Origin of the sequence: Streptomyces sp. NRRL S-87 (assembly GCF_000719335.1) — a bacterium.
Lineage (GTDB): Bacteria > Actinomycetota > Actinomycetes > Streptomycetales > Streptomycetaceae > Streptomyces.
Window position 1 is genome coordinate 110,524 of the sequence record NZ_JOGB01000006.1, and the last position, 19,530, is coordinate 130,053.

17 protein-coding genes and 1 tRNA gene are annotated in these 19,530 nt (G+C 74.0%); 8 read left to right on the top strand and 10 right to left on the bottom strand.

What is annotated here, in order from left to right; genetic code table 11:
* Positions 1-155: 155 nt before the first annotated feature.
* The 4 genes from IF43_RS0105960 to IF43_RS0105980 all read right to left on the bottom strand — a co-directional run bounded on the left by IF43_RS0105960 (position 156) and on the right by IF43_RS0105980 (position 2,801).
* Positions 156-728: a hypothetical protein gene (locus tag IF43_RS0105960; RefSeq protein WP_158939181.1), complete on the bottom strand. Its 573-nt coding sequence runs from the start codon at positions 726-728 to the stop codon at positions 156-158.
* Between the two features lie 144 nt (positions 729-872).
* Positions 873-1,718: a hypothetical protein gene (locus tag IF43_RS0105970; protein WP_158939183.1), complete on the bottom strand. Its 846-nt coding sequence runs from the start codon at positions 1,716-1,718 to the stop codon at positions 873-875.
* A gap of 117 nt (positions 1,719-1,835) precedes the next feature.
* A tRNA-Trp gene (locus IF43_RS0105975) sits at positions 1,836-1,910 on the bottom strand.
* Positions 1,911-2,021: 111 nt separating this feature from the next.
* Positions 2,022-2,801 (bottom strand): SDR family NAD(P)-dependent oxidoreductase, encoded by a 780-nt coding sequence (locus tag IF43_RS0105980; protein WP_030194912.1) that lies wholly within the window; start codon positions 2,799-2,801, stop codon positions 2,022-2,024.
* Between the two features lie 414 nt (positions 2,802-3,215).
* Here IF43_RS0105980 and IF43_RS0105985 point away from each other — a divergent pair, with 414 nt between their 5' ends.
* The 6 genes from IF43_RS0105985 to IF43_RS0106010 all read left to right on the top strand — a co-directional run bounded on the left by IF43_RS0105985 (position 3,216) and on the right by IF43_RS0106010 (position 12,685).
* Entirely contained in the window at positions 3,216-3,605 is a 390-nt protein-coding gene (locus tag IF43_RS0105985) for a hypothetical protein (protein ID WP_030194914.1), read from the top strand.
* Positions 3,606-3,765: 160 nt separating this feature from the next.
* Entirely contained in the window at positions 3,766-5,553 is a 1,788-nt protein-coding gene (locus IF43_RS0105990) for a thiamine pyrophosphate-requiring protein (RefSeq protein WP_030194916.1), read from the top strand.
* A 2-nt stretch (positions 5,554-5,555) separates the two neighbouring features.
* Positions 5,556-8,621 (top strand): FAD-binding and (Fe-S)-binding domain-containing protein, encoded by a 3,066-nt coding sequence (locus IF43_RS0105995; protein ID WP_037887461.1) that lies wholly within the window; start codon positions 5,556-5,558, stop codon positions 8,619-8,621.
* Complete coding sequence (locus tag IF43_RS0106000) at positions 8,618-9,751, top strand: enolase C-terminal domain-like protein (RefSeq protein WP_030194920.1); 1,134 nt, start codon at positions 8,618-8,620, stop codon at positions 9,749-9,751. The genes IF43_RS0105995 and IF43_RS0106000 overlap by 4 nt, the downstream gene beginning before the upstream one ends.
* 107 nt (positions 9,752-9,858) lie before the next feature.
* Entirely contained in the window at positions 9,859-11,616 is a 1,758-nt protein-coding gene (locus tag IF43_RS0106005; protein ID WP_030194922.1) for a glycoside hydrolase family 15 protein, read from the top strand.
* A gap of 52 nt (positions 11,617-11,668) precedes the next feature.
* Positions 11,669-12,685 (top strand): SDR family oxidoreductase, encoded by a 1,017-nt coding sequence (locus IF43_RS0106010; protein ID WP_051794776.1) that lies wholly within the window; start codon positions 11,669-11,671, stop codon positions 12,683-12,685.
* 693 nt (positions 12,686-13,378) lie between these two features.
* On the opposite strand, the gene IF43_RS0106020 is transcribed toward IF43_RS0106010, so the two are convergent.
* The 3 genes from IF43_RS0106020 to IF43_RS0106030 form a co-directional block, all read right to left on the bottom strand.
* The gene (locus tag IF43_RS0106020; RefSeq protein WP_030194929.1) at positions 13,379-13,609 is read right to left on the bottom strand and encodes a DUF6480 family protein; all 231 of its coding nucleotides are present in this window, start codon (positions 13,607-13,609) and stop codon (positions 13,379-13,381) included.
* Between the two features lie 120 nt (positions 13,610-13,729).
* Positions 13,730-14,332 carry a hypothetical protein gene (locus IF43_RS0106025; protein ID WP_030194932.1) on the bottom strand — a complete coding sequence of 201 codons (603 nt, stop codon included), beginning with the start codon at positions 14,330-14,332 and terminating at the stop codon, positions 13,730-13,732.
* Between the two features lie 189 nt (positions 14,333-14,521).
* A complete protein-coding gene (locus IF43_RS0106030) occupies positions 14,522-15,106 on the bottom strand; it encodes a DUF6529 family protein (protein ID WP_234331963.1) in 585 nt (194 codons plus the stop codon).
* Positions 15,107-15,257: 151 nt separating this feature from the next.
* On the opposite strand from IF43_RS0106030, the gene IF43_RS0106035 reads away from it, so the two are divergent.
* A complete protein-coding gene (locus tag IF43_RS0106035; RefSeq protein WP_030194942.1) occupies positions 15,258-15,821 on the top strand; it encodes a DUF4291 domain-containing protein in 564 nt (187 codons plus the stop codon).
* A gap of 188 nt (positions 15,822-16,009) precedes the next feature.
* The gene (locus tag IF43_RS0106040) at positions 16,010-17,005 is read left to right on the top strand and encodes a hypothetical protein (protein ID WP_030194954.1); all 996 of its coding nucleotides are present in this window, start codon (positions 16,010-16,012) and stop codon (positions 17,003-17,005) included.
* A gap of 76 nt (positions 17,006-17,081) precedes the next feature.
* Here IF43_RS0106040 and IF43_RS0106045 read toward each other — a convergent pair whose 3' ends face one another.
* From IF43_RS0106045 to IF43_RS0106055, 3 genes are all read right to left on the bottom strand, one after another.
* Positions 17,082-18,212, bottom strand: coding sequence for a cytochrome P450 (locus IF43_RS0106045; RefSeq protein WP_030194961.1), 1,131 nt, complete (start codon positions 18,210-18,212; stop codon positions 17,082-17,084).
* Positions 18,213-18,357: 145 nt separating this feature from the next.
* Positions 18,358-18,633, bottom strand: a complete 276-nt coding sequence (locus tag IF43_RS0106050) for a hypothetical protein (protein ID WP_234331964.1) — start codon at positions 18,631-18,633, stop codon at positions 18,358-18,360.
* A gap of 9 nt (positions 18,634-18,642) precedes the next feature.
* The gene (locus tag IF43_RS0106055) at positions 18,643-19,473 is read right to left on the bottom strand and encodes an ATP-grasp domain-containing protein (RefSeq protein ID WP_051794788.1); all 831 of its coding nucleotides are present in this window, start codon (positions 19,471-19,473) and stop codon (positions 18,643-18,645) included.
* Between the last annotated feature and the right edge of the window lie 57 nt (positions 19,474-19,530).

The window sequence follows — 19,530 nt, forward strand, 5'->3', positions numbered from 1 at the left end:
CCCGGGACACCGGTCCCGCGCTCCGCAGGCTGCGCGGCTGCGACCGCTGCCACGCGTGCGGCGGGCGGGACGGCAGCCGCACGGCATCGGCCGGGGGGAACGGCGTGGGCGTCGCGGTGCCGGCGGTCAGACGGGGTCAGGTGGGCCGTTCGAAGTCATTCGCGGCCGAGGTGGCGCAGGAGGCGGGCGCGTTCGGCGGAGACGCCGGCTGCGGGTGCGGGGGCTGCCGGCTTCCCGCGGGGTTCCCCCGCGTGGGCGGCGAGCGCGTCCTCGATGGCGGTGCTGGTGAGGTGGACCGCCTGTTCGGTCCATTCCTGCGGCCAGGCGGTGATGAGGTACTGCTCGACGGGATCGTGGTCGGTGCCGTCGGGGTTGTGGGTGCGGCCGGTGGCGTGGACGCGCAGGCGGTACCAACCGGGGCCCCGGGCGGTGAGGTACGGCAGTTCGTCGGTGACGTAGCCGGGGTCGACGAACATGGCGCCGTCGGGCGAGTGGACGCTGGCCTCGACGATCTCCTCCCACGAGCCGGTCTCGACCGGGGGCGCCTGGTCGAGGACTTGCGTGCGCACGCTCACGGGCCCGGTGTGGATGCCGGTCAGGATCCAGGCTCCGGAGTCCATCGGTGCGAGCAGCCCGTTCGACCAGCGAGTGGAGTTCACATCGACGGTCTCCCCGTCCGAGATGGAGAACAGCCCGTCGTTGACGGATACGGCTAACGACATGTCCATGGGGGCGAGCCTAGCGCTCGACGGCCGCGCGGGCGCGGGCGCGAGGACGGATCCGCCGCACACGCCCGCGCCTTCGTTCTCCTCCTGGTCCTTCGTCCTCGTCCTGGCCCCGGCCGTTGCCCTGGGCCCGGCTGTGGGACCTTTCTAGCGGCCGATGAGGACGCGGAAGGGGTCACCTTGCAGGACGCGCTCGGCCCGGTAGAAGTTGGTGGTCACCCCGCCCTGGTAGTTCTGGTCGCCCTCGGCGATGTAGCACGCGCTCGCGCCCTTCGGCCCGCTCCGCGAGGGCACCCCGCGGACGGAGCAGCCGGGGAAGGTGCGGCGCTGGCCCCCGGCGGACATGCCCTGCTGCGAGGTGGCCAGCGGGTACTCGTCGCACGTCTTGCCCCGCGGGCGGGTCTCCCGCGGCGGGCAGGCCCGGTCCCGGTTCAGCCTGCGGACCGACTCCGTCGTCGTACGGGTCAACGGCCTGTCGAACGTCGCGCCGGGCAGCCCGGAGCGCTGGGCGCGGGTGATGTGGGAGGCCAGTTGGGGCGCGCCGGCCTTGCTGTAGATCATCGGGGAGGCGTACCAGGGGACGACGCAGCCGACGCGGGGGCGGCCGGCGGTGGCGTTGTCGCAGCGGAACTCGTTCAGCGTGACCTTCGTGGTGGCCGGCGTGTAGGGGGCGTTGGTGAAGGTGAGCGTCCAGGTGGTGGCGCAGCGGCCGATCGCCCCGGTCCGGGTGGCGGTGGTGTCGAAGAACGACTCCCCGAGCTTCCACGAGTTCAGAGGGGCGAGCTTCTTGGTGGGGAACTTCCACTCGGTGACCTTGCAGGCGCCGTTCTTCGTGGCCTTGCCGCCGAGGGAGGCCTTCATGGCGTCGCCCCAGCCGCGGTAGGCGGAGACCTCCATCTGGTAGCCCCAGGTGGGCAGACCGGAGTCCCCGTAGCTGTAGTTGATCACGTTCATCTCGGCCTTGCCGGTGACCTGCCGGCGGCCCTGCACCACGGAACCCATCCCCGAGCACGAGCGGCGGCGTGGACAAGTGGACTGCCGCGAGGCGCGACGGCGCCGTGCCGCGGGCAACGGGGCCCGCGGTCAAGGGGCGGAGGAGGCGGGGCGGGGCGGGGCCGGCCGGATTCGAACCGGCGTCCTCATGATTTTGGAGACCACGCGCGTCGACCTCTGCGCTACGGCCCCGCCCACCTCCGCATCCTAGGCGCCGCACACGTCGCACGTCCCCCGGGTCCCCGCGCCGGCGTCCCGCCAGGGTTGCGGGACCGCGCCCGCCGACCGGCGCTGCTCAACGGCTCAACTACGCAGGTGCGAAGCTCCGTTCAGGTCCAGGATCGCACCCGAGGACCATTCGGCCGCCGGGGAGGCGAGCCAGAGGACGGCCGCGGCGATCTCCGACGGGTCGGCAACCCGGCCGAACGGGCTCTGCGCACGGATGGCGGCGCCTTCCGGGCCCTCCAGACGCGGGGCGACGCGTTCCGTCCCGAAGAAGCCGGGCGCGACCGAGGCGACGGCGATGCCGTACGGGGCCAGGGACACCGCCAGGGACTGGCCGAGCGCGTGGACCGCGGCCTTCGTCGCCCCGTAGGCGGGGTGGTCGGGCTCGCCCCGGAAGGCTCCCCGGGAGCCGATGTTGACGATGCGGCCGCCGGTGCCCTGGTCGATCATCCGTCGTGCCGCGAGGTGGCTGAGGTTCGCGGTGGCGAGCAGGTTCACGGACACGTGCCGTTGCCACACCGCCACCCACTCGTCGTACGGGGTCTCGGGCAGGGGGTGGCGTACGTTGACCGCCGCGTTGTTGACCAGGACGTCGATGCCGCCGAGGGCATCGGCCGCCGCGTCCGCCACGGCGGCCGCCGCCACGGGGTCGGCGAGGTCGCCGCCGACGAGGGTGTGGCCGCCACCGGCAAGGGAGGCGAGGGTGGCGCGGGCGTCCTCGGCCCGGGAACCGTAGTGGACGGCGACCTTGTCGCCGTTGGCCGCGAACGCCTGGGCGAGCGCGCGGCCGAGGCCCCGCGAGGCGCCGCTGACGAGGACGCGTCGGCCCGATGCGGGCAGGTTCAATGGTTCCTCCATGCAGCGGTCCGCTCCTCGCTCACGGAGGAGCGGACGTCGTCCGGGAAGACGACCCTAAAGTCGATCAAGAGGTGACGCCATCGGCGGACGCCGCCGGCCCGGGAGCAGTGGACGCGCCGCTCCCCGGGCGACCCTTCCCCGCACCCTTCGGGTCGGCCGGTCCGCTGCCTGTTGCCTGCTGCTCCGCGGCTTGTACATCCCCGAATCCAGGGGGCCGCAGCGTCACGGATCCGGCCCACCATGAGAAACGAGACCGGAACGTACGCGGCCGGCTCGCACGGCGAGGCCGGAACGTCCTCCCTCATCGAGCCCCCGCCGCACCCGGCCCGGTCTTCCGAAGATCCCGCACAGGCATGGCGTGCGGACACCGCCACGTCCTTGCCGGGACCACCTCCTCACCGAAGGGAAACGGACATGCCCCACAGCGATCTTCATGAACCCGTCTCCGGGAACACGGCCGGCAGCAGCGCGACGGTGGCCCGGCCCGAGCAGGCGATCCCGTCCACGGGCGCCGGCGGGGGCGAGGCACTACTGAATCCGGAGCTGGCCGCCATGACCTTCGACCTCGTGGGCCACGGGGTCTTCGACAGGGTCCTGACGGTGCCCGGCTTCGGGGGAGCCTTCGCCATGGTGCTCGCCAGCGTCACGGAGTTCAGCCCCGGCACCGACAAGCCCATCATGGGAGACGCGGTCATCACCCTGCACAACGTGGTGCCCCTGGACGGAGGGCGCGTGCACGTCCGGGTGGAGTCGCGCTGGCCCGAGGACCTCTCCATCAGGGTCCAGCTCCTGTACTTCGTCTGAACCTGCTCACCGGCCCCGGTCGCGACCCGGGAGGGCGCGGCCGGCGGCCTGCTCCGAGCCGGCGACCTGGGGCCGTTTGAGCGCGGCTCGAGCGGTTAGCCGAGCCCTTGGGCCCTTCGATGCCCGAGGGGCGGGATCCGCGTGGTGGAGGAGTTCGGTGATGAAGGTTTCCGACTACGTGCTGCAGCGCCTGCGTGACTGGGAGGTGGAGTACGTGTTCGCCTACCCGGGGGACGGCATCAACGGGCTGCTGGCCGCGTGGGGCCGCGCCGGGGACGAGCCGCGCTTCATCCAGGCGCGGCACGAGGAGATGGCCGCGTTCGAGGCCGTCGGATACGCGAAGTTCTCCGGCCGCACCGCCGTGTGCGCCGCCACCTCCGGTCCGGGGGCGATCCACCTGCTCAACGGCCTGTACGACGCCAGGCTCGACCACGTGCCCGTCGTGGCGATCGTCGGGCAGACCGACCGGAGCGCGATGGGCGGCTCCTACCAGCAGGAGGTCGACCTGGTCAGCCTGTACAAGGACGTGGCCTCGGAGTTCTGCGAGATGGTCACCGTTCCCGCTCAGCTGCCGAACGTCCTGGACCGCGCGATGCGCATCGCCGCCACGCGGCGCACCGTCACCGCGGTGATCATCCCGGCCGACGTGCAGGAGCTCGACCACGAGCCGCCCGCGCACGCGTTCAAACAGGTGCCCTCCAGCCTCGGCGTCCCCCGCTACGCCCCGGTTCCGGCCGACGAGGACCTGGCGCGGGCGGCGGAGGTCCTCAACGCCGGCGAGAAGGTGGCGATGCTGGTCGGTCAGGGCGCCCGGCGCGCGCGCCGGGAGGTCGAGCAGGTCGCCGGGCTCCTGGGGGCCGGGGTGGCGAAGGCGCTGCTGGGCAAGGACGCGCTGCCCGACACCCTCCCGTACGTGACGGGGTCGATCGGGCTGCTCGGCACCCGCCCGTCGTACGAGCTGATGCGTGACTGCGACACGCTGCTCGTGGTGGGATCCAGCTTCCCGTACACCCAGTTCCTGCCCGAGTTCGACCAGGCGCGGGCGGTGCAGATCGACCTCGACCCCTCCTTGGTGGGACTGCGCTACCCCTTCGAGGTCAACCTGGTCGGTGACGCCGGCGGGACGCTGCGCCGGCTGATCCCGCTGCTGGAGGCGAAGGAGGCCGGCGCGTGGCGCAAGACGGTCGAGGAGAACGCGGCGCGCTGGTGGGAGGTGATGCAGCGCCGCGCGGAGGTACCGGCGGACCCGGTCAACCCCGAGTACGTCGTGCACGCCCTGGACGGCCTGCTGCCCGAGAACGCGATCGTGGCCGCGGACTCCGGCTCGGTGGCGAACTGGTACGCCCGGCACCTGCGGTTCCGCGGCGGGATGCGCGGTTCGCTGTCGGGCACGCTCGCCACGATGGGGCCGGGGGTGCCGTACGTGATCGGCGCGAAGTTCGCGCACCCGGACCGGCCGGCGGTCGCGCTCGTCGGCGACGGCGCGATGCAGATGAACGGCCTCGCCGAGCTGATCACCGCCGCGAAGTACTACCGGGAGTGGGCGGACCCCCGGATGGTCGTGGCGGTGTTGAACAACCACGACCTGAACCAGGTCACCTGGGAGATGCGGGCGATGCAGGGCGCCCCGCAGTTCGAGGCGTCCCAGCAGCTGCCCGACGTGCGCTACGCGGACGTCGCCCGGCTGTTCGGCCTGCACGGCGTACGGGTGGAGCGCCCCGAGGACGTGGAGCCGGCGTGGCGCCAGGCGCTGGCCGCGGACCGCCCGTTCGTCATCGACTTCCGCACCGATCCGGCGGTACCGCCGATCCCGCCGCACGCCACCTGGGAGCAGATCAAGGCCGCTGCCCTGTCCGTGCTGAAGGGCGACAGCGACCGCGGCTCCGTCATCCGGCAAGGCGTGAAGGCCAAGGTCCAGGAGATCCTTCCGGGCAACGGAGGGAACTGACGATGCCGGACGGCGCGGAGGTCGATCTCGACGGCCTGGAGCAGGCACTGCGCGCGCACGTGGACGGCGAGGTCCGCTTCGACGCGGGCAGCCGCGGCGCGTACGCCACCGACGGCTCCAACTACCGGCAGGTGCCCCTCGGCGTCGTGGTGCCCCGCACCGTGGAGGCCGGCGCCGCAGCGGTGGGCGTCTGCGCCCGGTACGCGGCACCGGTGCTGTCGCGCGGTGGCGGCACCAGCCTGGGCGGGCAGTGCACCAACGCGGCGGTGGTCATCGACTGGACCAAGTACTGCAACCGCCTGGTCTCGGTGGACCCGGCGGCGCGGACCTGCGTGGTCGAACCGGGCATCGTGCTGGACGACCTCAACCGCCGACTCGCGCCGTACGGCCTGAAGTTCGGCCCGAAGCCGTCCACGCACAGCCACTGCGCGCTGGGCGGGATGATCGGCAACAACAGCTGCGGGGCCTCCGCCCAGGCCTACGGCAAGACCGCCGACAACGTCAGGCGCCTGGAGGTCCTCACCTACGAGGGCGGCCGCTTCTGGGCCGGTCCGACGGACCGGGCGGGGTTCGCGGAGATCATGGCCGCAGGCGGCGTCCGGGCCCGGCTGTACCGGGGCCTGAAGGACGTCACCGACCGGTACCTGGCCGAGATCCGCACGGGCTACCCGAAGATCCCGCGCCGGGTCTCGGGCTACAACCTGGACGCGCTGCTGCCGGAGAACGGCTTCGACGTCGCGCGGGCCCTCGTCGGCAGCGAAGGGACGCTGGTCACCGTCCTGCGGGCGGAGCTCGAGCTGGTCGACGTACCGGCGGCCGAGGCGCTGCTCGTCCTCGGCTTCGACGACATCCACCGGGCCGCCGACGCGGTACCCGACCTGCTCGCACACAGCCGACCCACCCAGCTGGAGGCCGTCGACGGCCGCATGGCGCAGCTGATGCGGGAGGAGCACGCCCACCTGGACTCCCTGGAGGCCCTGCCCGAGGGCGACAGCTGGCTGCTGGTCCAGTTCGCCGGCGACTCGAAGGAGGCGGCGGACGCCCAGGCGTACGAGCTGCTGCGGTCGCTGGGCCTCGAGGAGGGCGACCCTTCGGTGGCCCTGTCGGACGATCCGGCGCGTGAGGAGGAGATGCTCAGGGCCCGCGAGGCGGGCCTCGGGGTGACGGCCCGCCCGCCGGACGGCGCCGAGACCTGGGAGGGCTGGGAGGACTCGGCGGTGCCGCCCGAGCGGCTGGGCGACTACCTGCGCGACCTGGAGGGGCTCTTCGACCGGTACGGCTACCGGCAGGCCTCCCTGTACGGGCACTTCGGGCAGGGCTGCGTGCACACCCGGATCCCGTTCGAGCTGCGCGAGGGCAGGGGGGTCGAGGCGTTCCGCGCCTTCCTGTTCGACGCGGCCGACCTCGTGGCCTCCTACGGGGGGTCGCTGTCCGGGGAGCACGGCGACGGGCAGGCCCGCGGCGAGCTGCTGCCGCGCATGTTCACCCCCGCGCTCATGGACGCGATGGGCGAGGTCAAGGCGCTGTTCGACCCCAGGAACCGGATGAACCCCGGCAAGGTCGTCCACCCGCACCGCGTGGACGAGGACCTGCGACTGGGCTCCGACTGGCGGCCCAGGCCGCAGACCACGTACTTCGCGTACGCGGACGACGACAACGACTTCGGGCAGGCGGTCCTGCGCTGCGTGGGCATCGGCAACTGCCGCTCGCGGCGGGGCGGAGTCATGTGCCCGTCCTTCCGGGCCACGCGGGAGGAGGAGCACTCCACCCGCGGACGGGCCCGTCTGCTCTTCGAGATGCTGGACGGCCACGGCGACTCCCCGGTCACCGGCGGCTGGCGCTCCACGGAGGTACGGGACGCGCTCGACCTGTGTCTGGCCTGCAAGGGCTGCACGTCCGACTGCCCGGTCGGGGTGGACATGGCCACGTACAAGGCCGAGTTCCTCGCCCACCACTACCGGGGCCGGCTGCGCCCGCCCGCCCACTACGCCATGGGCTGGCTGCCGGTGTGGGCGCAGGTGGCCCAGATGGCACCGGGTGCGGCGAACGCGGCCCTGCACGCACCGGGTCTGAGCCGGATCGGGAGGATGCTCGCCGGCGTCGACCCGCGCCGCGACGCGCCCGTGTTCGCCGCGGCGTCGTTCCGGGAGGCGTGGCGGCGGCAGGGGCGGGCGGCGCCGGATCCGGGCGATCCGCGCACGGTGCTGCTGTGGGCGGACACCTTCACCGACCACTTCCACCCCCATGTCGGTGACGCCGCGGTCCGGCTGCTGGAGGACGCCGGGTTCCGGGTCGCCGTCGCGGACGCGCCGGCGTGCTGCGGCCTGACGTGGATCTCCACCGGACAGCTGGCCACCGCCCGCCGCGTCCTGAAGCGCACGACGCGGCTGCTGCGGCCGTGGCTGGAGGCCGGCACGCCGATCATCGGGCTCGAACCCTCCTGCGCCGCCGTCTTCCGCAGCGACGCCCCCGACCTACTGGCCGGCGACCAGGACGTCCTCCGTCTGGCCGGGCAGGTGCGGACCCTCGCCGAGCAGCTGGTCGACCACGCCCCCGACGGCTGGCGGCCGCCGCGGGTCGGCCGGGCGGCGACCGTGCAGGTGCACTGCCACCAGCACGCCGTCCTCGGCACCGGCCCGGACCGGGAACTGATGCGCCGCGCCGCTCTGGAGGCCGACGTGCTCGACGAGGGCTGCTGCGGCCTGGCCGGCAACTTCGGCTTCGAGGCGGGGCACTACGACCTGTCGATGGCGGTCGCCGAACAGGGCGTCCTGCCGGCCGTGCGCGGCACCGCCCCCGGCGCCTTCGTCCTCGCCGACGGTTTCAGCTGCCGTACCCAGATCGACCAGGCGGCCACCGGGCGCCGGGCGGTGCACCTGGCCGAGGTCCTGGCGCTGGCCCTGGACGGGCCGCCGCCCGCCGAGCACCCCGAGCAGGCGCTCCCGCGCCCGCGGCTCCGGCCCGCGCCGCCCCGCCTGCTGACCGCGGGGCTGGCCGGGGCCGTCACCGGGATGGCCGCGGGCGGTGTCCTCGCCGCCCGCCGCCGGATCCGGCGGGGTGCGGCATGAGGAGCTCCCGGGCGCCCGTCGTGGCCGGGGCCGGCGTCCCGACCGTCGAGGCCCTGCACGTACAGGTGCTGCAGTTCCCTACCGACGCCCCAGAGGCGGACGGCACCCTGGCCTGGGACCGGACGACGATGCTCCTCGTCCAGGTCCACGGCGGCGGAACCGCGGGCCTGGGCTACGGCTACGGCGACCCCGCCGCCGCCCGGGTGATCACCGGCCTGCTCGACGACGTGGTCATCGGCCGGGCCGTCTTCGACGTACCGGCCGTGAACGAGGCGATGGGCCGCGCGGTGCGCAACGCGGGCCGGCCCGGCCTGATCGCCGGTGCCGTCTCGGCGGTCGACATCGCCCTGTGGGACCTCAAGGCCCGCGTGCTCGGTCTCCCGTTGGCCGACCTGCTCGGCCGGGCCCGTGACGAGGTGCCCGTCTACGGCAGCGGCGGCTTCACCACGTACGGGCACCGCCGGCTCGCCGAGCAGCTCGAAGGCTGGGCCGGACAGGGCTTCGTCCGCTTCAAGATCAAGATCGGGGAGGGCTGGGGCACGCGTGAGCGACGCGACCTGGAACGCACCGAGCGGGCGCGTGCGGTGGTGGGAGGCGACGCCGAGCTGTACGTGGATGCCAACGGGGCCTACACCCGCAAGCAGGCGGTCAGGGTCGGACGTACCCTGACCGGCCTGGGCGTGTCCTGGTTCGAGGAGCCCGTCTCCTCCGACGACCTCACCGGCCTCGCCCGCGTCCGCGACGCGGTCACGGCCGACGTCGCGGCCGGCGAGTACGGCTACGACCTGCCCTACTTCGCCCGCATGCTCCCGGCCGTCGACTGCCTGCAGGCCGACGCCACCCGCTGCGGCGGCCTCACCGTGTGGCTGCGCGCGGCCGCCCTCGCCCAGGCCCACGGACTGCAGCTGTCCGGCCACTGCGCCCCGCACGTGCACGCGCACGCGGCGGCGGCGGTGCCGAACCTGCGGCACCTGGAGTGGTTCCACGACCACGTGCGCATCGAGAACCTGCTCTTCGACGGCACCCTCGACCCGGCCGGGAGCGCCGTGCACCCGGGCCGGGACGGGCGGCCCGGCCTCGGCCTGACGATCCGGCCCGACGTGGCGGACCGGCACCGGCTCCACGGGTGAGGCACCGTGAACACGGCGACGGCGACGGCAACGGCGATGACGGGCGGTGTCGGCGGTGGCGGTGGCGGTGGCGTACGGACCGGGCGCGACGAGGAAGGGGTTCGCCGGTGACCTCCCCGACCTGCGCCCCACCTGCTCCGCACGCCCTGCGGGACTACGCCCTGCTTGCGGACGGCGAGCGCGGCGCCCTGGTCGGGCCCCGCGGCGACATCGTGTGGATGTGCGCACCGGCTTGGCAGGACGATGCCGTGTTCGCCGCCTTGATCGGCGGCGACGGCTGGTACACCCTCGCCCCCGGCGGGCCGTTCGTGTGGGGCGGCTCCTACGAGCCGGGCAGCCTCGTCTGGCGCAGCCGCTGGATCACCCACCACGGCATCACCGAGTGCCGCGAGGCGCTGGCCTACCCGGGCGAGGCGCACCGCGCCGTGCTGCTGCGCCGGATCCTGGCCGTCGACGGCGACGCCCGCCTGGAGGTGGAGCTGAACGTGGCGGCCGGTTTCGGGAACGAGCCGCTGCGCGAGGTGCGCCGGGACGAACACGGGCGGTGGACGGGTCGCGCCGGCGAGCTGCACGTCCGATGGAGCGGGGCGCCGCACGCCCGGCCGGGCGGGGGTCGGCTGCGCGCCACCGTCGACCTGGCCGCCGGGGCGCACCACGACCTCGTGCTGGAGGTCTGCGACCGACCGCTGCCCGGCCCTTCCCCGGCCGCCGCGTGGTGGCGGGCCACCGAGGCCGGGTGGGCCGCCCGGGTGCCCGACCTCGCCCACGCGCTGGGGCGGCGGGACGCGCGGCACGCGTACGCGGTCATGGCCGGTCTCACCTCGCGCAGCGGGGGCACGGTGGCCGCGGCCACCACCAGCCTGCCCGAACGGGCCGAACAGGGGCGCAACTACGACTACCGGTACGTGTGGATCCGCGACCAGGCCTACGTGGGCCAGGCCGTCGCCGCAGCGGGCGGGCACCCGCTGCTGGACGACTCGGTGCGGTTCGTCACCGCCCGCCTCCTCGACCACGGCCCCGGACTGGCCCCCGCCTACACCACCACCGGGCAGGCGGTACCCGACCAGCGCGCCCTGGACCTTCCCGGCTACCCGGGCGGCTTCGACGTCGTCGGCAACCGTGTCAACCGCCAGTTCCAGCTGGACGTGTTCGGCGAGGCCCTGCTGCTCCTGGCTGCCGCGGCCCGCCTCGACCAGCTGGATCCGGACGGCTGGCGGGCGGCCCGCACGGCCGCCGACACCATCGCCGCCCGCCACGGCGAGCCGGACGCGGGGATCTGGGAACTGCACGACGAGCGCTGGGCGCACAGCCGACTGGTGTGCGCGGCCGGTCTGCGGGCGATCGCCGCCGTGTCGCCCCGGGCGGACCGCGGACGCGCCGTCGGCTGGGAGGCCCTGGCGGATGCGCTCGTCGCCGACACCTCCGCCGACTGCCTCCACCCCACGGGACGCTGGCAGCGCTCCCCGACCGACGCCGGGGTGGACGCGGCCCTGCTGATGCCCGCCCTGCGCGGGGGGCTGCCCGCCGACGACCCCCGTACCGTGGCCACCCTGCGCGCGGTGCGCACCGACCTGGCCGCGGGTCACTTCCTGTACCGGTTCCGCCACGACCGGCGGCCCCTGCAGGACGCGGAGGGAGCGTTCCTGCTGTGCGGCTTCGCGATGGCCCTGGCCGAGCACCAGCAGCACCACGACATCGAGGCGGTCCGGTGGTTCGAACGCAACCGGACCGCGTGCGGACCGCCGGGCCTCTACGCGGAGGAGTTCGACGTCGCCCAGCGACAGCTGCGCGGCAACCTGCCGCAGGCGTTCGTCCACGCGCTGATGCTGGAGACCGCCGCGCGCCTCGGGCAGCGGCACCGGTGACCCCCTGCCACCGCGTCCGTTTGCCCCACCACATCACGGAAAGACGAGCTGCATGGACGATGTGGAAACCGCCCGGCGCTCCGTCGTCATCACCGGAGCCAGCGGCGGCATCGGCAGGGCATCCGCCGTGGCCTTCGCCGCCCGGGGCGACCAGCTCGCCCTGATCGCCCGCGGCAGCTCCGGCCTGGACGCCGCCGTGCGCGAGGCCGAGCGGGCCGGCGCCGCCAAGGTCGTCGCCATCGAGGCGGACGTGGCCGACGCGCAGGCAGTGGACGCCGCCGCCCAGCAGGCCGAGGACGAGCTCGGACCCATCGACGTGTGGGTCAACGACGCCTTCGCCACCGTGTTCGCCCCCTTCACCGAGATCACCCCCGAGGAGTTCCGCCGCGTCACGGAAGTGAGCTACCTCGGCTACGTCTACGCCACCCAGGCCGCCCTCAGGAGGATGCTCCCCCGCGACGCGGGCGTGGTCGTGCAGGTGGGCTCGGCCATCGCCTACCGCGGCATCCCGCTGCAGAGCGCCTACAGCGGCGCCAAGCACGCCATCCAGGGCTTCAACGAGGCACTGCGCTGCGAGCTGCTCGCCTCCGGCTCCCACGTACGGACCACGATGGTCCAGATGCCGGCCGTGAACACCCCGCAGTTCGACTGGGGCCGTTCCCGCCTGCCCGAGCGGGCCCAGCCCGTGCCGCCGATCTACCAGCCCGAGGTCGCCGCCCAGGCCGTCGTGTACGCGGCGGACCACCCGGGGCGGCGCGAGTACTGGGTCGGCGCCAGCACCGTGGGGACCCTGGTGGCGAACGCCCTCGCGCCCGGGCTGCTGGACCGCTACCTCGCACGAACGGGGTACGACGCCCAGCAGGACGGCCACCGTCGCCGCCCCGGCACCCCGGACAACCTCGACGAACCGGTCGACGCCGAACGGGACTTCGGCGCGCACGGCCGCTTCGACGACCGCGCCCGCGAACGCAGCCTCCAACAGCAGGCCGCACACGCCCTCGGTTCCCTGACCGACGCGGTCCGGCACACCACTGGACGGTTGGCCCGCCTCCGGTACGGGAAGCGGTAGCGGCTCGCCTTCGCACGGCCGGGCACGGGAGCGGTCCGGTCCCGAGGGGGAAGGACAGCGGTCCGGTCCCGAGGGGGAAGGACAGCGGGACCGGACCGGCACCGCGGCGAGCAGGCGGATCGGGGGGTACCTGCTCCAGCCGCGGCCACCCCGCTCGTACCCCCGCCCGCTGGTCCGATGCACGGCGCGTCGGCACCCGGGGCCCGCGCGCGTCGGTGGGATGCCGGTCACCGGTCACGCGTGGCCCCCGCCGTCCATGAAAGCCCGCATAGAAGTCCTCGGGGCGGCCAGACGCGTGACATGACCGCATTGGAGAGGCCCGGCCCCACCCATGTCCCCGACTCCCCCGCCTGCGCAACCCAGCGGGGGACGTGATGCACGGCCCGGGGGACCCCCTGGCCGCACTGCTCGCGGTGCTGGTGCCGGGGCTCATGCTGTGCCTGCTGCTGGCGCTGGGGCGCTACGAGGAACTCCTCCTGCGCCGCCCGGTCCCCGACCCGCGTGGGCGCGCCCGTCACGCCCGGCGCCCCGCCCCGCCCTCTCCCCCGGGAGAGGGACACGTCGGCGCCCTCGCGGGCGACGGCGGTCAGGACGGCCCGGCTGAGCCGCGTCACGGAGCCGGGGCCCGCGGGTACTCGGCCGGAGGGTCCGGTCGTCGGTCCCCGGGGGCTCCGGGTCAGGTCGAGCGGAAGCTCACAGGGCCACCACGATGGCGTACACGAGGAAGAACAGCGCCACCAGGACGGCCAGTACGACGACGACCGTGAGCGGTCCGCCCGCCCACCCGCGTTTCGGTGGCCTGTGGGGGCCGGTTCCCGTGCTGGTGCCGGATTCGGCCGGCGGGGTCGTACCAGCCGGTACGGAGCCGCCGGGGGTCAGCCCGGGAGTCGTTCGTGGATCCGGGTCGGGGTTGCTGGTAGTCATGCACCGCTGGTCCCCCGATCCCGGTGCGCCATGCCCCTGTCTCCTCACCTGTTCATTCGAGGTGAACATCCTGACCGCGCCGTGCGGCGGGCCCGCGGCGGGCCCGCCGAACCGCAGGCGTCAGAACCGCTGGGCGAACTCGCAGCCCGAGAGGACGTCGAGGCTCGCGTTGTCGGCGATCGCGATGTCGAAGCCGGTGCCGCACACGACCCGGTCGTAGCCGAGGTTGCGGGAGACGATCGTGTCGTTGCCCGCGCGGCCGTCGAAAGTGGTCCCCGACGGAGCGGTCGGCCAGCCGTCGGGGTCGGTGAGCCGGTCTTCGGCGGCACCGCCGAGCAGGGTGTCGCGGCCGAGGCCGCCGTCGATGTCGCTCGGGAGGGACGTCTGGTTGTCGGCCCGGTCGTCCCGGTCACCCAGGGTCGCCTGGATACGGGTCACGCCCGTACCGCAGCGGACGGTGTTGTTGTCGACGCGGACGCACCCCTGACCCGGGGTCAGCGGACTCGCCGCGTCCCGGACGATGAGGGTGCCCCCGCTCAGGGAGAAGGTGACGTCGTTCACCTCACCGGGCAGCGCGGCGAACTGCACGCTGCTGCCGTTGCGTGCCACGAGCGAGGGGCTGGCGGAGGCGGGTGAGGCCAGGGCCAGGGTGAGCGTGACCGCCGCGGCGGCGGGGACGGCCAGGCGGGCGGTGCGCAACAGGCGGGACGCGGTCGGGTTCATGGGGTTCCTCCGGCGTGAGCAGCGGTACGGCGGACCGTCGGGGCCCGCCGCAGACGTCGCTTCCCGCCCCGACCGTTCCGGCTGTAGGACGAGCACACATTTACCCCGCCCGCCACACAGGTCCGCCCGTCCGGGCCGCCCCCGACCGAGTCAGCCCGCCCGGCCGGGCCGGCCGCACCGGGACGCGCCTCAGTGGCCGAGCGACAGCACCGGCACGCTGTTTCCGTTGAAGTACCACAGCGCACTCGTGTACCAGAGGACCACCAGCACGACCACCAGCGCACCTCCGGCGAGCGGGAGGGCCCAGTTCGGCAGGCGCCGGCTGTGCACCAGCAGGACCTTGGCGGCGAACGCCCCGTAGAAGAAGCACCCCGCGAGCGAGTGCACCGCCACGCGCGAGCCGGTCAGCTGCACGCCGTACGCCCGGACGCAGTGCACCGCGACCGGGACGGTGAGGGCGAACAGCACCACGCCGACGATCCGGTGGGTGAGGGGCACCGGGCCCGGCACCCGGCGCACCCCGGGCAGCCGCCGGTACATCCACAGCGCCAGGAGCAGTTGGAGGACGGCCAGCCCCAGGGCGCCGGTGGCGAGCTGTGCTTTCAGACGCAGGGCATCCGTGCCCGTCCGGCCGAACAGGGTCGCGGTGTAGTCCGGCGTGTTCGCCCGGCCGAACAGGAACACGGCGGCGAACACGGCGGCGGCAGCCGCGAACGCCAGCGCGAGGGCGAGCCCGGCTTCCGGACGACGGAGAGAGGGCCGGGCGTGCGACATGGTGCTCCTCGTCTCGGAACGCCGAGGGTCGGCGGTGTGCCATCCCTTGTACCCGCCCGGTGCGGCGGAGGCCGGCCGACACGGCCGGAGCGGGTCCTCACGGGCGGAAACCGCTGGCGACGCCGACACGGCGGGTGACAAGGTGCGGTGCATGACGCCGCCGTACCAGATCCGCGCCGACTACGACGCCCGGACCGTCGTGGTCTACCAGGCCTACCCGTCCACGATCGCCGACGCCGCGCTGCGGGCGGGGCGCTTCGTCGCACCGTTCTCGTTCCGGCGGATGACGTGGATCAAGCCCTCGTTCCTGTGGCTCATGCACCGCAGCAACTGGGCCCGCAAGCCGGGGCAGGAGCGCGTCCTCGCGGTGCGGATGACACGGGAGGGCTGGGAGCAGGCCCTGTCCCACGCCGTACCGACGACCGCGCACCCGGAGGCAGTGGCTCGGGCTGCCGTGCACCTTCAATGGGACCCCGAGCGCTCGGTGCGTGGCGAGGCGCTGAACCACTACAGCATCCAGGTGGGCATCGGTCGCGACCTGATCCGCACGTTCGCCGACGAATGGGTCGTCGGCCTCACCGACCACACCCCGCTGGTGCACAGGGCCGCGGTGCTCGTCCGAAGCGGTCGCGCGGCCCAGGCCCGGCGACTGCTGCCCGCAGAGCGGGTCTACCCGATGAGCCGGAGCCTGGAGGAGCGGCTCTCGCAGGTGTAGGTCACCGCCTGCGAGACATCGGTGGTTCCGCAGCGAGTTCGCGAGTTCGCGTCGTCCCGTCGGGCTCGGCTCCCGGTGGCGGGGCCGGCGGCTGTGAAAGGATCATGGGCATGACGGATGCGAGGGCGCGGCGTGTCGCTGTGGAGCACGTCAGTACGACGTGGGCCGCCAGAGGAACCATCCGCGCCATGGACGGTGAACGGTTCCTCCTGCGCAGGGGACCCAGGTTGGAGGTCCACCGGCGTGACACCTTCCTCGCCCTGGGTGCCGTACGTCCCCTGTCGAGGGTGGACCTGCCGTCCGTGACGGGGGGCGCGGCGACGCCCGACGGCGGTTTCGTGCTCAGCGGGGAGTTCCGCGTCTGGTGCGTGGCCCCGGACGGCCGTACCCGCTGGGAGCTCTCCGACGGCATCTGGCCCGACGGCGTCCGCGGCGACCGCGTCCGGGGAGACGTGACGGTGAGTCCGGACGGGTCGCTGGCAGCCGTGGTGAAGTCGACGCTCGTCACCGGTCCCTCCGTGCCGGCCGCGCGCGTCGACGACGGTCCGCCGGAGCGCCGGTACGGCCCGGACGTCCTGCTGCTCCTGGACACCGCGACCGGGGACGTGCTCGGCCGGCAGCCGCTGGACGTCCCGGCGCTGCTCACCGCGCAGCACGTGTGGCATCCGGACGGATCCCGGCTCGCCGTGTCCTGCTGGGACTTCTGGGACAGCTGGATCACGCACTGGCTGACTGCTGACGGCGACGGGCTGCGGGTGCTCGGCGGGGCGACGCTGGAGGAGGCCACGGCGTTCGTCCCGGGGTCGGCGCGGCTGCTCACCATGCGGCGGGCCGAGGGCTTCGGCGGGTCGCAGGAGACCAACGAGCTGGCGTCCTACGACACGGACACCTCCGAGCGCCTCGCGGTGCACGACGTCGGGGACCTGCTCGCCGGCTGGGCGAACCCGAGCGGGACGCGTCCGTACGTCCTGGACGCCGAGCGGCTCATCCTGAGCGTCGACCCCGGTGACGGCGTCGAAGACAGGCGGAGCCGGCACTGGCTGTGCGACGCCAACACCCTCCGTCCGCTCGGCCTCCTGGACTACTCCGAACACCCGGGCGCCGGGCATGCGGTGACGCCCCTCGGGGACGGCACCTGGCTCACCCGGCGCGGCAGACGGGTGGACCGCTGGGCCCTCGCCTGACGGGATGCGGCCTCGTCCGCGGGGCCGGGACGACGTGCCCGGGACGGCCGGGGGCGGGCCCGGGTGCCGCCGCTTCTCAGGTCAGGACGGGAAGCCGGGCCAGCCCGCGGACGAGGCGGGTGCGCCGCCACTCCAGTCGGTCGGGCGGTACGGCGAGGGCGATGCCGGGGAAGCGGGTCAGCACCGCCCGCAGGGCGATCTCCAGTTCGACCCTGGCCAAGGGGGCCCCGACACAGCGGTGGATGCCGTGACCGAACGCGAGATGACCGGCCGCGTCCCGGTCCACATCGAGGTGGTCCGGCGCCGGGAACCGGGCCGGGTCCCGGTTGGCCTCCCCGAGCGCGACCAGGACCGGGGCTCCCGCCGGGATCTCGGTGCCGCCAAGCGTGACGGCCTCGGTCGTGAACCGGAAGGTGGCCGTGCCGACTGCCGAGTCGAGGCGGAGCAGTTCGTCCAGCGCGGCAGGGATCCGGTCCGGATCCTTCCGGAGGCGAGCCAGCACGGTCGGGTGCCGGAGCAGCGCCAGGAGGGCGTTGCCGAGGGCGTTGGCGGTGGTCTCGTGTCCGGCCACGACCAGCAGCACGGCCAGGGAGACCAGTTCCTCCTCGCTCAGGCGGTCCTTTCCGTCCCGGGCCGAGACGAGCCGGTCGAGGAGCGAGCTGCCGGGGTCCAGGCGCTTGGCGGCGACGAGGTCCTTCATGTAACCGGCCATCGCGTGCGAGGCCGCGTCGACGACGTCGGGCTCTCCCGCCGCGAACAGCTCTGCGGACCAGCGCCGGACCGCGGGCCGGTCGGCGTGCGGCACGCCGAGCAGCTGGCAGATCACGGTGACGGGCAGCGGTACCGCCAGGCGGGCCACGACGTCGACGGGTTCGCCGACGGGCCACCGGTCCAGCAGCTCGTCGGTGACCCGGGCGATGAAGGGGCGCAGCTCGTCGACGGCTCCGGTCGTGAACGCCCCGGTCACCAGCTTCCGCAGCCGGGTGTGCCGCGGCGGGTCGCTGGCCAGCATGCTGCGGGACACCGCAGGATGCAGGCGGCGCCGCGACTCCTTGCCCGCGAAGAAGGCGGCGGTGTCCTTGGAGAGTCGGGGGTCGGAGAGGGCTTCCCGGGCCTCCGCGTAGCCGGTGACGAGGTAGCCGACAGGCCCTCCGGAAGCGGCGGGCACGTACCGCACCGGGCACGCGGACCGCGTCGCCCCGCCCATCGCACCGGGGTCCTGCCGGGCGCGCCCGCCCGTCGCGCCGAGTGGTCCCAACCCCGCCACCCCCTCCGTACACCCCGGGCCTCCTCCTCACAACATAGCCGGTCGGCGGGCTCGTCCGCGGCAGCGGTGGGCCGGCGGCGGACGGCTACCCGAGCCAGACGACGGACAGGACGGACAGGTGCCGGGTGAGCCGGTTGACCACGTAGACGACGGACAGCTGCCCGACGGCCGCGGTCCGGACGTCTTCCCCCTCGGGGTCGCCGGTGTCCCACGGGGCCCAGCCCCACGGGGAGCGCACCGCGATGTCCAGGATGTCGCGGACCGTCTCCCGCGCGTGCTCGGGGAGCGTGGTGACTACTTTCGCAGCCTGCGGGGACAGGCGCACCGCCCACGGCCGGCCGGCGCGGTCGTCGCTGGTCACGAGGGCGCTTCAGCCGGCGAGGTGGGCGTCCTCGGTGCTCCGGCAGAAGCGGCGGTCGCGCTCCGCCGTCCGGGTCCGCGGACCGGCTGAGCGCAGGACGACGTCCAGGGCCCGGTCGGGGTCTGCGGCGTAACTGTTGCTGAACCACGCCATGTTGGCCTCGACCACCGCCCACTGGTCGGCGGCGTCGCCGTGCTCGGGTGCGGACAGGAGTCCGATGTCCACCACCACCGCGCTGGGCAGGCGGTCGCCGCACGTGGCCAGGAACTCGTCCGCGAACGCCAGGACCGCGTCCTCGTGGCGGTGTCCGTCGAGCGGCTCGGCGTGGAGACGGCCGAAGGTGGCGTACTGCGAACCGGTGCGGACCTCGCCGTCGAGCACGTACAGGCGGAACTCCGTCGCCCAGGTCACCACGTCGCTGATCTGCACCAGCACGTCCGGTGACAGGTCCGGCCCGGTCGGGAGGCGACTGCCGTCGGCGTAGACGGCGGCCGGGAAGCTCTTGTCGGTCGGCGGTTTGACGAAGGCCGGTCGGGTCAGACGGCGCGCCTCGCCCAGGGTCGCCAGGGCGATGCGCCGTCCGGTGTACTCGTGGGGCAGCGTGGCCAGCCAGTCGTCGGACGGCTCCAGGAGCGCGACCTCGAGGGCGTCCACCACGCGTGCCGCGAAGACGGGGCCGCCGTAGTAGTGCCCGCCAGGCCTCCCCGCCGCGGTGCCGGCACCGTCGCGGGCGGGAAGGACCTCCACGTCCATCCCCCGCCGCTGCGCCGCCGCCGAGAGCAGCTCGGATGTCGTGGTGTACTGCGGCGCCAACGCCAGGAAACCATGGTCCGTCACGATCACTGACGATGCCACCGATCCCGCCGGAACGTCCACAGTATGGGGACCCCGCCTCGG

Excerpts from the sequence above, each read along its gene's own strand:
- IF43_RS0106010 (WP_051794776.1), top strand. The coding sequence starts at position 11,669 with ATGGACGATGTGGAAACCGCCCGGCGCTCCGTCGTCATCACCGGAGCC.
- IF43_RS0106000 (WP_030194920.1), top strand. The coding sequence starts at position 8,618 with ATGAGGAGCTCCCGGGCGCCCGTCGTGGCCGGGGCCGGCGTCCCGACC.
- IF43_RS0105980 (WP_030194912.1), bottom strand. The coding sequence starts at position 2,801 with ATGGAGGAACCATTGAACCTGCCCGCATCGGGCCGACGCGTCCTCGTC.
- IF43_RS0105960 (WP_158939181.1), bottom strand. The coding sequence starts at position 728 with ATGGACATGTCGTTAGCCGTATCCGTCAACGACGGGCTGTTCTCCATC.
- IF43_RS0106045 (WP_030194961.1), bottom strand. The coding sequence starts at position 18,212 with ATGGGCGGGGCGACGCGGTCCGCGTGCCCGGTGCGGTACGTGCCCGCC.
- IF43_RS0106030 (WP_234331963.1), bottom strand. The coding sequence starts at position 15,106 with ATGTCGCACGCCCGGCCCTCTCTCCGTCGTCCGGAAGCCGGGCTCGCC.
- IF43_RS0106020 (WP_030194929.1), bottom strand. The coding sequence starts at position 13,609 with ATGACTACCAGCAACCCCGACCCGGATCCACGAACGACTCCCGGGCTG.
- IF43_RS0106035 (WP_030194942.1), top strand. The coding sequence starts at position 15,258 with ATGACGCCGCCGTACCAGATCCGCGCCGACTACGACGCCCGGACCGTC.
- IF43_RS0105985 (WP_030194914.1), top strand. The coding sequence starts at position 3,216 with ATGCCCCACAGCGATCTTCATGAACCCGTCTCCGGGAACACGGCCGGC.
- IF43_RS0106040 (WP_030194954.1), top strand. The coding sequence starts at position 16,010 with ATGGACGGTGAACGGTTCCTCCTGCGCAGGGGACCCAGGTTGGAGGTC.
- IF43_RS0106025 (WP_030194932.1), bottom strand. The coding sequence starts at position 14,332 with ATGAACCCGACCGCGTCCCGCCTGTTGCGCACCGCCCGCCTGGCCGTC.
- IF43_RS0105995 (WP_037887461.1), top strand. The coding sequence starts at position 5,556 with ATGCCGGACGGCGCGGAGGTCGATCTCGACGGCCTGGAGCAGGCACTG.
- IF43_RS0105990 (WP_030194916.1), top strand. The coding sequence starts at position 3,766 with ATGAAGGTTTCCGACTACGTGCTGCAGCGCCTGCGTGACTGGGAGGTG.